This is a genomic window from Streptococcus mitis (assembly GCF_000960025.1).
Taxonomy (GTDB): domain Bacteria; phylum Bacillota; class Bacilli; order Lactobacillales; family Streptococcaceae; genus Streptococcus; species Streptococcus mitis_DH.
In genome coordinates, this window is the sequence record NZ_JYGQ01000001.1 from 13,465 (window position 1) to 27,775 (window position 14,311).

The 14,311-nt window shown below is 40.5% G+C and carries 12 protein-coding genes; 10 read left to right on the forward strand and 2 right to left on the reverse strand.

Going from position 1 to position 14,311, the window contains the following annotated elements; all coding sequences use genetic code 11:
• Positions 1-5 precede the first annotated feature (5 nt).
• The 10 genes from TZ91_RS00120 to TZ91_RS09900 all read left to right on the forward strand — a co-directional run bounded on the left by TZ91_RS00120 (position 6) and on the right by TZ91_RS09900 (position 12,275).
• Positions 6-4,397, forward strand: a complete 4,392-nt coding sequence (locus tag TZ91_RS00120) for a PolC-type DNA polymerase III (RefSeq protein ID WP_033687278.1) — start codon at positions 6-8, stop codon at positions 4,395-4,397.
• Positions 4,398-4,415: 18 nt separating this feature from the next.
• Positions 4,416-4,568 carry a hypothetical protein gene (locus tag TZ91_RS00125; RefSeq protein WP_033687279.1) on the forward strand — a complete coding sequence of 51 codons (153 nt, stop codon included), beginning with the start codon at positions 4,416-4,418 and terminating at the stop codon, positions 4,566-4,568.
• Positions 4,569-4,583: 15 nt separating this feature from the next.
• A complete protein-coding gene (locus TZ91_RS00130) occupies positions 4,584-5,825 on the forward strand; it encodes an aminopeptidase (RefSeq protein ID WP_033687280.1) in 1,242 nt (413 codons plus the stop codon).
• Between the two features lie 9 nt (positions 5,826-5,834).
• Entirely contained in the window at positions 5,835-6,065 is a 231-nt protein-coding gene (locus tag TZ91_RS00135) for a GlsB/YeaQ/YmgE family stress response membrane protein (RefSeq protein WP_000901569.1), read from the forward strand.
• 268 nt (positions 6,066-6,333) lie between these two features.
• Positions 6,334-7,056: a pseudouridine synthase gene (locus TZ91_RS00145; RefSeq protein ID WP_033687281.1), complete on the forward strand. Its 723-nt coding sequence runs from the start codon at positions 6,334-6,336 to the stop codon at positions 7,054-7,056.
• A 110-nt stretch (positions 7,057-7,166) separates the two neighbouring features.
• Positions 7,167-8,498 carry an aminopeptidase C gene (pepC, locus tag TZ91_RS00155; protein WP_033687282.1) on the forward strand — a complete coding sequence of 444 codons (1,332 nt, stop codon included), beginning with the start codon at positions 7,167-7,169 and terminating at the stop codon, positions 8,496-8,498.
• 141 nt (positions 8,499-8,639) lie between these two features.
• A complete protein-coding gene (locus TZ91_RS00160; protein WP_033687283.1) occupies positions 8,640-9,956 on the forward strand; it encodes an ISL3 family transposase in 1,317 nt (438 codons plus the stop codon).
• Between the two features lie 261 nt (positions 9,957-10,217).
• Positions 10,218-10,796, forward strand: coding sequence for a DUF4230 domain-containing protein (locus TZ91_RS00165; RefSeq protein WP_050492332.1), 579 nt, complete (start codon positions 10,218-10,220; stop codon positions 10,794-10,796).
• 166 nt (positions 10,797-10,962) lie between these two features.
• The gene (locus tag TZ91_RS00170) at positions 10,963-11,208 is read left to right on the forward strand and encodes a hypothetical protein (protein WP_004238875.1); all 246 of its coding nucleotides are present in this window, start codon (positions 10,963-10,965) and stop codon (positions 11,206-11,208) included.
• A 374-nt stretch (positions 11,209-11,582) separates the two neighbouring features.
• Complete coding sequence (locus TZ91_RS09900) at positions 11,583-12,275, forward strand: leucine-rich repeat domain-containing protein (protein WP_080702881.1); 693 nt, start codon at positions 11,583-11,585, stop codon at positions 12,273-12,275.
• Between the two features lie 235 nt (positions 12,276-12,510).
• On the opposite strand, the gene TZ91_RS00180 is transcribed toward TZ91_RS09900, so the two are convergent.
• Both TZ91_RS00180 and TZ91_RS00185 read right to left on the reverse strand, forming a co-directional pair.
• The gene (locus TZ91_RS00180; protein WP_000136858.1) at positions 12,511-13,422 is read right to left on the reverse strand and encodes a PTS system mannose/fructose/sorbose family transporter subunit IID; all 912 of its coding nucleotides are present in this window, start codon (positions 13,420-13,422) and stop codon (positions 12,511-12,513) included.
• 14 nt (positions 13,423-13,436) lie between these two features.
• The gene (locus TZ91_RS00185) at positions 13,437-14,249 is read right to left on the reverse strand and encodes a PTS mannose/fructose/sorbose transporter subunit IIC (RefSeq protein WP_001280330.1); all 813 of its coding nucleotides are present in this window, start codon (positions 14,247-14,249) and stop codon (positions 13,437-13,439) included.
• Positions 14,250-14,311 lie beyond the last annotated feature (62 nt).

The window sequence follows — 14,311 nt, forward strand, 5'->3', positions numbered from 1 at the left end:
AATGAATGTCAAACAGTTTTGAAATTTTGATGAATCAACTGGGGATGCCTGCTGAAATGAGGCAGGCTCCTGCTTTGTCACAGGCTGATATTGAGCGAGTTGTGGTTCATAAAATTAGTAAGGTATGGGAGTTTCATTTCGTATTTTCTAATATTTTACCGATTGAAATCTTTTTAGAATTAAAGAAGGGTTTGAGTGAGGAATTTTCTAAGACAGGTAATAAAGCTATTTTTGAAATTAAGGCTCTGTCTCAAGAATTTTCAAATCAACTCTTACAGGCCTACTATAGAGAGGCTTTTTCTGAAGGGCCATGTGCTAGTCAAGGTTTTAAGTCCCTTTATCAAAATTTGCAAGTTCGTGCGGAGGGGAACCAACTCTTTATTGAGGGCTCTGAGGCGATTGATAAAGAACACTTTAAGAAGAATCATCTTCCTAATTTAGTCAAACAACTTGAAAAGTTTGGTTTTCCAGCTTTTAATTGTCAAGTAGAGAAGAATGATGTCCTGACACAAGAGCAGGAAGAGGCCTTTCATGCTGAAAATGAGCAGATTGTTCAAGCGGCTAATGAGGAAGCGCTCCGTGCTATGGAGCAACTGGAACAGATGGCACCTCCTCCAGCGGAAGAGAAACCAGCCTTTGATTTTCAAGCGAAAAAAGCTGTAGCTAAACCAAAGCTGGATAAGGCAGAGATTACTCCTATGATCGAAGTGACGACGGAGGAGAATCGTCTGGTCTTTGAAGGGGTTGTGTTTGATGTGGAGCAAAAAGTGACCAGAACAGGGCGTGTTTTGATCAACTTTAAAATGACAGACTACACTTCAAGTTTTTCGATGCAAAAGTGGGTTAAGAATGAGGAAGAGGCTCAGAAATTTGACCTAATCAAGAAAAATTCTTGGCTCCGAGTTCGTGGGAATGTGGAGATGAATAACTTCACACGCGATTTGACGATGAACGTGCAAGACGTGCAGGAAGTTGTTCACTATGAGCGGAAGGATTTGATGCCAGAAGGTGAGCGCCGGGTTGAGTTTCATGCTCATACTAACATGTCGACCATGGATGCTTTGCCAGAAGTCGAAGAAATCGTTGCGACAGCTGCTAAGTGGGGACACAAAGCAGTTGCTATCACCGACCATGGGAATGTCCAGTCCTTCCCACATGGTTATAAGGCGGCTAAGAAAGCGGGAATCCAGCTAATCTATGGAATGGAAGCCAATATCGTGGAGGACCGTGTCCCTATCGTCTACAACGAAGTGGAGATGGACTTGTCAGAAGCAACCTATGTGGTCTTTGACGTGGAAACGACGGGGCTTTCAGCCATCTATAATGATTTGATTCAGGTTGCGGCCTCTAAGATGTACAAGGGGAATGTTATTGCTGAATTTGATGAATTTATCAATCCTGGGCATCCCTTGTCAGCTTTTACTACTGAGTTGACTGGAATTACAGATGACCATGTCAAAAATGCCAAACCACTAGAACAAGTTTTGCAAGAATTCCAAGAATTCTGCAAGGATACGGTCTTAGTTGCCCACAATGCTACCTTTGACGTTGGCTTTATGAATGCCAACTATGAGCGTCATGGTCTTCCTAAAATTAGCCAGCCAGTTATTGATACGCTGGAGTTTGCTAGAAACCTCTATCCTGAGTATAAGCGTCATGGTTTGGGACCTTTGACCAAGCGTTTTGGTGTGGCCTTAGAACATCACCACATGGCCAACTACGATGCGGAAGCTACTGGTCGTCTGCTCTTCATCTTTATCAAAGAGGTAGCAGAAAAACATGGTGTGACCGATCTAGTTAGACTTAATATTGATTTGATTAGTCCAGATTCTTATAAAAAAGCTCGGATTAAACATGCGACCATCTATGTCAAGAATCAGGTAGGTCTAAAAAATATCTTTAAACTGGTTTCTTTGTCCAATACCAAGTACTTTGAAGGGGTGCCACGAATTCCGAGAACAGTTCTAGATGCTCATCGGGAAGGTTTGATTTTGGGGTCGGCTTGTTCGGAAGGTGAAGTTTTTGACGCAGTTGTTTCCCAAGGTGTGGATGCGGCGGTTGAGGTGGCCAAGTATTATGACTTTATTGAGATCATGCCACCAGCTATCTATGCGCCATTGATCGCCAAGGAGCAGGTCAAGGATATGGAAGAACTACAGACCATTATCAAAAGTTTGATAGAGGTCGGCGACCGTCTTGGCAAGCCCGTTTTGGCTACGGGAAATGTCCACTATATCGAACCAGAAGAAGAGATTTACCGTGAAATTATCGTCCGTAGTTTGGGACAGGGGGCGATGATTAACCGAACTATTGGTCATGGCGAACATGCCCAACCCGCTCCTCTTCCAAAAGCTCATTTTAGAACGACTAATGAAATGTTGGATGAATTTGCATTCTTGGGAGAGGAATTAGCTCGCAAATTGGTTATTGAAAACACCAATGCTTTGGCAGAAATCTTTGAACCCGTTGAGGTTGTTAAGGGTGACTTGTATACGCCTTTCATTGACAAGGCTGAAGAAACGGTCGCTGAATTGACCTATAAGAAAGCTTTTGAGATTTATGGAAATCCGCTGCCAGATATCGTTGATTTGCGGATTGAAAAAGAACTAACCTCTATTCTGGGGAATGGATTTGCTGTGATTTATCTGGCCTCGCAGATGCTGGTTCAACGTTCCAATGAACGGGGTTACTTGGTTGGCTCTCGTGGGTCTGTAGGATCTAGTTTCGTTGCGACCATGATTGGGATTACGGAGGTTAATCCTCTCTCTCCTCACTATGTCTGTGGTCAGTGTCAGTACAGTGAGTTTATCACAGATGGTTCGTACGGTTCAGGATTTGATATGCCCAATAAGGATTGTCCAAACTGTGGTCACAAACTCAGTAAAAACGGACAGGATATTCCGTTTGAAACCTTCCTTGGTTTTGATGGAGACAAGGTTCCTGATATTGACTTGAACTTCTCGGGAGAGGATCAGCCTAGCGCCCACTTGGATGTGCGTGATATCTTTGGTGAGGAATATGCCTTCCGTGCGGGAACGGTTGGTACGGTAGCTGCTAAGACTGCCTATGGATTTGTAAAGGGCTACGAGAGAGACTACGGGAAGTTTTATCGTGATGCAGAGGTGGAACGCCTTGCTCAAGGTGCAGCTGGTGTCAAGCGGACAACAGGACAACACCCGGGGGGAATCGTTGTTATTCCTAACTATATGGATGTTTACGACTTTACGCCTGTCCAGTATCCAGCAGATGACGTGACGGCTGAATGGCAGACCACTCACTTTAACTTCCATGATATCGATGAGAACGTCCTCAAACTTGATGTACTGGGACATGATGATCCGACCATGATTCGAAAACTCCAGGACTTGTCTGGGATTGATCCTAATGAAATTCCTATGGATGACGAAGGCGTAATGGCCCTCTTTTCTGGGACTGATGTGCTAGGAGTGACACCTGAGCAAATCGGAACGCCTACGGGCATGCTGGGGATTCCTGAGTTTGGAACCAACTTTGTACGTGGAATGGTGGACGAGACGCACCCAACGACTTTTGCGGAGTTGCTGCAGTTGTCTGGATTGTCCCACGGTACTGATGTCTGGTTGGGAAATGCCCAGGATTTAATCAAGCAAGGAATTGCGGACCTGTCGACCGTTATCGGTTGTCGGGACGACATCATGGTTTACCTCATGCATGCGGGTCTGGAACCTAAGATGGCCTTTACCATTATGGAACGGGTACGTAAGGGCTTGTGGCTCAAAATCTCTGAAGAAGAGCGCAATGGTTATATCGAAGCTATGAAGGCCAACAATGTTCCTGAGTGGTATATCGAATCTTGTGGAAAAATCAAGTACATGTTCCCTAAAGCCCATGCGGCAGCCTACGTTATGATGGCTCTTCGTGTAGCTTACTTCAAGGTTCATCACCCTATTTATTACTACTGTGCTTACTTCTCAATCCGTGCTAAGGCTTTTGATATCAAGACCATGGGGGCGGGCTTGGATGCTATCAAGCGCAGAATGGAAGAAATCTCTGAAAAACGGAAGAACAATGAGGCCTCTAATGTGGAGATTGACCTCTATACAACTCTTGAGATTGTCAATGAAATGTGGGAACGTGGTTTCAAGTTTGGGAAGTTAGACCTCTACCGTAGTGATGCGACTGAATTCATCATTGACGGAGATACACTGATTCCACCATTCGTTGCTATGGATGGTCTGGGAGAGAACGTTGCCAAGCAATTGGTGCGAGCGCGTGAAGAGGGAGAATTCCTATCTAAAACAGAATTGCGCAAGCGTGGTGGACTCTCATCAACCTTGGTTGAAAAGATGGATGAAATGGGTATTCTTGGAAATATGCCAGAGGATAATCAGTTGAGTTTGTTTGATGAGTTGTTTTAAGGTCTTGGAGGAAAAAAGATGAAACTAAGAATTTTTGCGGAAGACAAGCCGGCTGAGAAGGTGTTTGAGTATCAATTGGAACTTGCTGACCAGACAATTCTTCTATCAACAGCACTTTTGTCGAGTGCCATTGCTTTAGCAGGATTATTTTCTGCTTTGAAAGAAAAATAGAAAAGGAAAAATAGAATGGTTTTACCAAATTTTAAAGAAAATCTAGAAAAATATGCGAAATTGTTGGTTTCGAATGGAATTAACGTGCAGCCTGGTCACACTTTGGCTCTCTCAATTGATGTGGAGCAACGCGAGTTGGCTCATTTAATCGTGAAAGAAGCTTATGCCTTGGGTGCGCATGAGGTTATCGTTCAGTGGACAGATGATGTGATTAACCGTGAGAAATTCCTACATGCTCCGATGGAGCGTCTGGACAATGTGCCAGAATACAAGATTGCTGAGATGAACTATCTCTTGGAGAACAAGGCTAGCCGTCTTGGGGTTCGTTCTTCTGACCCAGGTGCCTTGAACGGTGTGGATGCTGACAAGCTTTCAGCTTCTGCTAAAGCGATGGGACTTGCCATGAAGCCAATGCGTATCGCAACACAATCCAATAAGGTTAGCTGGACTGTAGCAGCCGCTGCTGGACTTGAGTGGGCTAAAAAAGTCTTTCCAAATGCTGCGAGCGATGAAGAAGCAGTTGATCTCCTTTGGGACCAAATCTTCAAGACTTGTCGCGTTTATGAAGCAGATCCTGTTAAGGCTTGGGAAGAGCATGCAGCCATCCTCAAGAGTAAGGCTGATATGCTTAATAAAGAACAATTTTCAGCCCTTCACTACACAGCACCAGGGACAGATTTGACACTTGGCTTGCCTAAGAACCACGTTTGGGAATCAGCTGGTGCTATCAATGCGCAGGGAGAAGGATTCTTGCCAAATATGCCGACAGAGGAAGTCTTCACAGCGCCTGACTTCCGTCGTGCAGATGGTTATGTCACTTCTACAAAACCGCTTAGTTATAACGGAAATATCATTGAAGGTATTAAGGTAACCTTTAAGGATGGACAAATTGTGGATATCACTGCTGAGAAGGGTGATCAGGTCATGAAAGACCTTGTCTTTGAAAATATGGGTGCGCGTGCCTTGGGTGAATGTGCATTGGTACCAGATCCAAGCCCAATTTCTCAGTCAGGCATTACCTTCTTTAACACCCTTTTCGATGAAAATGCGTCAAATCACTTGGCTATCGGTGCAGCTTATGCGACTAGCGTAGTTGGTGGAGCGGAGATGAGCGAAGAGGAGCTTGAAGCTGCGGGGCTTAACCGTTCAGATGTTCACGTGGACTTTATGATTGGGTCTAGTCAAATGGATATCGATGGTATCCGTGAGGATGGGACACGTGTACCACTCTTCCGTAACGGAGATTGGGCAAATTAAGGAGATAATATGTTAGGAAGTATGTTCGTTGGTCTCCTAGTGGGATTTTTAGCAGGTACTCTGACCAATCGTGGAGAACACATGGGATGTTTTGGAAAAATGTTTCTCGGATGGATTGGTGCCTTTATAGGCCATTTGCTTTTTGGGACTTGGGGACCGATAATAGCAGGAACTGCCATTATTCCGGCAGTACTAGGTTCCATGATTGTTTTAGCTATTTTTTGGAGACGAGGAAGTTAATTTCCTAAATCTGATACTCAATGAAAATCAAAGAGCAAACTAGGAAACTAGCCGCAGGTTGCTCAAAGCACTGCTTTGAGGTTGTAGATAGAACTGACGAAGTCAGCTCAAAACACTGTTTTGAGGTTGCAGATAGAACTGACGAAGTCAGTAACATATATACGGCAAGGCGACGTTGGCTCGGTTTGAAGAGATTTTTGAAGAGTATGAAACGAAAAGGAGGTTGGTCATTGTACCAGCCTCCTTTTGAGTATGATATAATAGTTCTATGAGATTAGATAAATTTTTAGTAGCCTGCGCTGTGGGAAGTCGGACTGAGGTCAAAAACTTACTCAAGGCTGGGCGCGTGACGGTAAATGGTAAAAAAGAAAAATCAGCTAAATTGCAGATTGATGAAAAAATAGATGAGATTCGCTTTGATGGGCAAGTGTTGGAGTATGAAGAGTTTGTCTACTACATGATGAACAAGCCCAAAGAAGTTATCTCAGCGACTGAGGATCCTAAGCACAGAACCGTTCTGGATTTGCTGGATGATATTGCTCGGAGCAAGGAAGTTTTCCCAGTAGGACGCTTGGATATTGACACGCATGGTCTTTTACTCTTGACCAATGACGGCAAGCTTGCCCATGCTCTTCTTTCACCCAAGCGTCATGTGGATAAGACGTATCTGGCTCAGGTCAAGGGAATTATGACCCAAGAAGATGCGGAGACATTTGCCAAGGGAATTCCTCTTAAAGACTTTACTTGTCAGCCTGCTAGACTGGAGCTTGTGTCTGTAGATACAAAAAAGAATCAAAGCCAAATCCGTGTGACCATTGCAGAAGGGAAGTTTCATCAGGTCAAGCGTATGGTGGGCTATTGCGGCAAGGAAGTAGTAGACTTGCAACGTTTGACTATGGGAACTTTAGTATTGGATGAGAACTTGCAGCGAGGAGAATGGCGTCGCTTGACCAAGGAAGAGTTAGAAGCTCTCCTTGCGAATATTGCTTAATTTGATTTATATTCGAAAAGGTGAGGAAGAATATCCTTGCCTTTTATATTTTTCAGTTGCTTCCTTTGTGAAAAGAGTTATAATAGACTGTAGAATAAAAGGAGGAATCTATGAACGTGATTCAAGAATCATTTACTGATAAACTATTTGCTAACTATGAAGCAAATGTTAAATACCAAGCGATTGAAAATGCTGCCAGCCACAACGGAATTTTTGCAGCTCTAGAACGTCGCCAAAGCCATGTAGACAATACCCCTGTTTTCTCATTGGATTTGACCAAGGACAAGGTAACTAACCAGAAAGCGTCTGGTCGTTGCTGGATGTTTGCGGCTCTCAACACCTTCCGCCACAAACTCATTTCACAATACAAATTGGAAAACTTTGAGTTGTCACAGGCCCACACTTTCTTCTGGGACAAGTATGAGAAATCAAACTGGTTCTTGGAGCAAGTCATTGCGACTGCAGACCAAGACTTGACCAGCCGTAAGGTTAAATTCCTACTCCAAACACCACAACAAGACGGAGGTCAGTGGGATATGGTGGTGTCTCTCTTTGAGAAATACGGTGTCGTTCCTAAGTCGGTTTACCCTGAATCTGTTTCATCTAGCAGTAGTCGTGAGCTAAATGCCATTCTCAACAAATTGCTTCGTCAAGATGCTCAAATCTTGCGTGACTTGCTCGCTTCTGGTGCAGACCAAGCGACTGTTCAAGCTAAGAAAGAAGACCTCTTGCAAGAAATCTTTAATTTTCTTGCTATGTCCCTAGGCCTTCCACCACGTAAATTTGACTTTGCTTATCGCGATAAGGATAACAACTACCAAAGCGAAAAGGGCATCACACCACAAGAGTTTTACAAGAAATATGTCAATCTTCCTCTAGAGGACTATGTTTCTGTTATCAATGCCCCAACTGCTGACAAGCCTTACGGCAAATCTTACACAGTTGAGATGTTGGGGAATGTGGTTGGTAGCCGTGCGGTTCGTTACATCAATGTACCGATGGAACGCTTGAAAGAATTAGCGATTGCCCAAATGCAAGCAGGTGAGACTGTTTGGTTTGGATCAGATGTCGGTCAACTCAGCAATCGTAAAGCTGGGATCCTTGCGACAGATGTTTATGACTTTGAATCAAGCATGGACATTAAACTCACTCAAGACAAGGCTGGACGTTTGGATTACAGTGAGAGCTTGATGACCCACGCCATGGTCTTGACAGGTGTGGATTTGGATGAAAATGGCAAGTCAACCAAGTGGAAGGTTGAAAACTCATGGGGAGACAAGGTTGGTACAGATGGTTACTTTGTTGCTTCAGATGCTTGGATGGACGAATACACTTATCAAATTGTTGTTCGTAAGGAATTACTAACAGCAGAAGAACTAGCTGCCTATGAAGCAGAACCAATCGTCCTTGCACCATGGGATCCAATGGGTGCCTTGGCATAATAAATGAGATATAAAAAGAACGGTTCTATAATTTTTAGGGTTGATGGAAATTTTCCACCAACCCTATTTTAGTGTATACAAAAAGGCCAACATCCATTATATTAAAAGCGCTGAAACCTAAAACAAAAGAATGATGACCATATGAACAATATACTAGAAGCTACACTACAAATCAAAGATAAAAACATTATTTGGGATAATAATGTTCAAGAGAAGATATTAAAAAATAGAAAATCTTTATTTTATTCAGCTACATATACGCATAAACCAGAATTTTGTGCCGTTTGTGGGTGCGTTAGCCAAAATAACAATATAGTTAAAAACGGGACGAAAACTTCTCGTATCACTCTCTGTTCTGTTTCAGGCCTTCCAGCCTACTTAAATCTACGAAATCAGAGATTTCTCTGTAGAGAATGTGGTTCTTCATTTACTGCAGATACTAGTCGAATTGTAGAAAAATACTGTCATATCTCGAAACGATTAAAAAATGAAATTAAGACAAAAATAAGTGAAACAGTATCTGAAACATATATTGCCAAAGAAACAAATGTTTCAATTCATACCGTTAGACGTATCATATATGATACAGCACGATTATTAACGATTAAACCATTACATGATTTACCTGAGCATTTGTGTTTTGATGAATTTAAATCTGTTAAATCTTCCGATTGCAATATGAGCTTCATTATTTTTGATAGCACTACACACAAGTTGGTCGATGTTGTACGAGATAGAAAATCTTACAGTTTGAAACAATATTTTTATCGTTTTGAGCCTAAGACTAGATTAAAGGTGAAAACTATCTCCATCGATATGTACTTGCCATACATTCAATTAATAAAAGAAATGTTTCCTAACGCAAAAATTATCATTGATCCTTTTCACATTGTACAAGCCTTGAATAGAGAATTAAATAGAACTCGGGTACGTATCATGAATCAGCATCGTTATAAAAATCCTAAATTATATCGAAAGTTAAAATATTATTGGAAGTTAATTTTAAAGAACTCTAATGAACTTCAGAACTATAAATATAATCGTTATAAGCTTTTTGAAAGCTTCATAACAAGTAAAGGAATCGTAGATTATATCTTAGAAAAAAATCCATCTCTTAAAAATGATTATGAGGTTGTATATTCACTTCGTGAATGTATACAGGATAGAGATTATATAGAATTCAAGGAAACGATTGAAGCAGCTACGCAATTAGACCTATCTCCTGGTTTAAAAAGAGTTTTAAAGACTCTTATGACTTACTTGCCATATATTCAAAATACTTGTGAGTATCCAACTAGAACAAATGGCCCTATTGAAGGAATAAACAATAAAATAAAAGCGCTTAAAAGAAATGCCTACGGCTTTAGAAACTATTACCATTTTAGAAATAGGATTATTTTAATAACAAAAATGTTTGGCCCAAAACAAAAAGGAATTAAGCAACAATTAGTTGTTTAATCCCTTCCTAAATTTCTTCATCAACACTATTTGACAAAGAGCCCTTTTTTAGTGCTCAAAATAGCACTCAATTTTAAATGGATTTGGTGTTCAAAAAATATAATCAAATGCAACAAACTAATTTCATTTTTAATAGGCACAATTAATTTTAGAAGATAGTACGAAAAAATATTGACTATTTTCTTTAGAAAGTGTAAAATTTAGATAGATTATTTAAAATGAGGTTTTTTTATCTTGTCTATATTAAAGAAGAAAGTTAATATGTTTAGTGTACTATTGAATGTGGTATTAATAGCTATTATAGCTATTGGAGTGCTATTTTTCTTACCTAAGGAACATAAATCAGAAGTCAAATCGTCAATTAATATCGAAAGTATTGAAAAAGTGAATGAAGTTGTATTTTTGAATGCGGGAATTAATGAAATTATTTCTGAAACAAAAACAACTCAAGTTTTTGGGTTTGATGTGCCGTTCTCTAAAAAAGCAGCATTAGTAATTTTAAATTATAAAGCTAAATTTGGAATTAAAAGTAGTGTAAAGGTTGAACAAATAAGCGAAAAAGAATATAAGGTTATTGTTCCAAAATTGGAAGTAATTGGTGTTGAACTTTCAAAAGATAATCCTTATGATTTATATGATAGTCATGGAGAGTTATTAAGTGGAACTACAGAAGATATTGATACTGGGAAATTGGTCGCTAACCAACTTTCTAGTGATAGACAAGCAGAGTATTTAGATAAATTTAAGAGTGAAATTAAAGAATCTGCAATCAATTATTATAAAACAATATTTTCTTCAATGGATTCTGAAGTAAAAGTAACTATAGAATTTACAGAATAATTTTTGAAATACAAACCCCTGGCCATCTCTGGTCAGGGGTTTGTGTGGTTCTATAATTTTTAGGGTTGATGGAAATTTTCCACCAACCCTATTTTAGTGTATACAAAAAGGCCAACATCCATTATATTAAAAGCGCTGAAACCTAAAACAAAAGAATGATGACCATATGAACAATATACTAGAAGCTACACTACAAATCAAAGATGCACACAATGAAGGTGTTACATTCCATTTCTTAGAGAATATTAAAGAAGTATTGCGTGATGAGAGTGGGAAAGTAACTGGTGTAAAGGTTATTACAATGGAACTTGGTGAATCAGATGAAAGTGGAAGAAGATCAACGCATGAAGTGGCAGGTAGTGAACATATTATTCCATGTGACCTTGTCGTTGCAGCAATTGAACAAAAGTAGACTTTAGTGTTCTAGATGAAAGGTAAAAATTTGACTTTCGGTCAACATCAGAATACAATAGAAATGAACTAATAACAGGGGATGCATATTTAGGTCCTCAATCTATCGCAACCGCAATTAAAGGCGGGTGAGAAGTTGCGACAGAAGTACATGAGTCGTTTAAAGAAAACACATAAATAACTTGTGGTGCCTTTCGTTTTTTTATTGGTGGGAAAATTAAGGAACTATAGTTATAAATCCTTGAAGATATTAATATATTAACATGCGTATATTTATGGGAAGATTAAATAGAAATATTTGATATTAGCAAGAATATCTACATCCTATAACAATACAAGTATTAATATATTCATAAAATATTAGGAGGAGAAATAATGAACAAGAAACTATTATCAGGCTTATGTGCAGCAGTACTCTTATCAGGTTTAGTAGGATGCGGACCTAAGGAGTCAAAACAAAATACCACAACAAGTACTTCTACAATAGAAACAAAAAATAACACAACAAATAACTCTGAAGTAACAGAGAAGAACTTCAAAGACTTCCCAGAGACAGATGAAAAGTACTTCACATATGATGAATGGCAAGAAGGTTATGTCATATATAGTTGTACTTCTGACGATAAGGTTGTTCGTGTACCAAAGGAAATTAAAGGTAAACCTGTTATCGCAATTGGAGAACGTGGTCTTGCGAACTTGAAACATTGTGAGGCAATCGTTTTACCAGATACAGTACGATATATTGGAAAAGGTGCGTTTGCGATTGACAATAAGTTAAAGTATGTCCACTTTGGTAAGTCAATAGAAACAGTAGAAGATGATGTTTTCAACTCTGACAGTTCATTAGAATCAGTTGTATTCCCAGAAGGAACAAAGAGTATTGGAATATTAGTATTCTGGGGGACATCATCAATTAAATCTATTACAATTCCAGCAAGTGTAACAGAAATTACAGAATACTTCTATTTTGTGGATAACTGTAACCCAGATGTAGAAATCCATACACCTAAGGGATCAAAGGCAGAAGAAGTAGCTAAAGCAATGCAACTTAAAGTAGTAAATGACTAAAGGGGAATAGTATGAACAAGAAATTACTATCAGGCTTAGGGACTGACCCCAAAAAGTGAGAATTTAATAAAAACACCCTAGGGCTACCGTCTTCGGTATTCAACCGGAGACAGGTAGTCCAATTTTTGTTGGATTCTTTTTTTCATTAGGTTCTTCATCAACACTATTTGACAAAGAGCCAAAAGAATCAGGTGATAAACCTGATTCTTTTTTTGTTTGTACATTCTCACCAAGATTACATGATACCGAAGAAACGAGCTGCGATACCTACTGCAAAGAGAGCAAGGATGATTGAGATTGGTGATACTTTTTTCTTAAGTAACCACATGCAAAGGAAAGTAAGGAGAAGTCCCATTAATCCTGGAATCAATGAGTTCAACTGACCTTGAAGGGTTTGTGGTTGAATCTTATCTAGGCTCAATCCACCAAGTGCTTGACCAAGGATACCTTTCAATTCAGCACCCGATACAGGACCTTCTGGGAAGTTGATGTAGGCACCTTCAGCCAATTGTTTACCTGGAAGGTTAACAGTGAAGTTGATCGATACCCAACGTTGTACAAGAACGGCAAGAATGAACATACCAAGGATAGAAGCACCTTTAGTGATGTCTTTCAAGATACCACCAGACATGTCTTTAGTGATTTCAGAACCAGCCTTGTAACCAAACTCTTGTGTGTACCATAGGAAGGCCATACGGATCGCATTCCATCCGAAGAAGAAGAGAAGTGGACCAACCAAGTTACCAGATGCAGCAAGGGATGCACCAAGAGCTCCAAGGATAGGACGAACTGTAAACCAGAATACTGGGTCACCGATACCTGCAAGAGGTCCCATCATACCGATTTTAACCCCTTGGATAGCAGCATCATCAATTTCAACACCGTTTGCACGTTCTTCTTCAAGTGCAAGAGTAACCCCCATGATTGGAGCAGCTACGTATGGGTGTGTGTTGAAGAACTCAAGGTGACGCTCAAGAGCAGCAGCTTGGTCTTCTTTAGTAGTGTACAATTTTTTGATAGCTGGGATCAATGAGTAAGCCCAACCCAAGTTTTGCATACGCTCGTAGTTCCAAGAACCTTGAAGGAATTGTGAACGCCACCAAACTTTTTTACGATCTGATTTTGATAATTGAAGTTTTTCAGTCATGATTGTTCCCCTTTCTAGTAGTCTTCTAGGATATCACCGATTGGGTCGTTAGAAGTCGCAGCTCCGCCGCCACCGTTACCACCTTGTTTTGAAAGGTTAAGGTAGATGAAGGCAAGGGCAACACCGACTACACCAAGGGCAATCAAAGTCAATTGAGAAATCGCAGCAAGTGCAAAACCGATTGCGAAGAATGGCCATACTTCACGAGTTGCCATCATGTTGATAACCATAGCGTAACCAACGGCAACGACCATAGCACCACCGACAGCCATACCACCGTTCAACCATTCTGGCATCAATTTAAGAGCATCTTGAACGGCAGAAGCTGGGATAGCGATAAGGAAGGCTGCAGGGATAGCAATACGAAGACCTTGAAGAAGAAGTGCGATAAAGTGAGCACGTTCAACAGCTGCAATATTTCCTTCTTTAGCAGCAGCATCTGCAGTGTGAACCAAACCAACTGAGATTGTACGAACAATCATAGTCAAGAAAAGTCCAGCTACGGCAAGAGGGATAGCTGTTGCTGTTGCAACGGCGATACCTTCAGTAGTAAAGTTACCACCTTTGATCAAGATGATTGCTGCGGCAACAGATGCAAGAGCAGCGTCAGGAGCTACGGCAGCTCCGATGTTTGCCCAACCAAGGGCAATCATTTGAAGTGATCCACCAAGCATAACCCCTGCTTCGAGGTTACCAGTTGCAAGTCCGATAAGGGTACATGCGACGATTGGTTGATGGAATTGGAATTGGTCGAGGATACCTTCAAGACCTGCAAGGAAGGCAACAACTACAACCAAGACAGCAGAAATAATTGAAATATCTGACATGGTTTTATTCCTTTTCTATTTAATGATAATAAAGTGAAAAATTTTCTTAGAATTCTTCTATA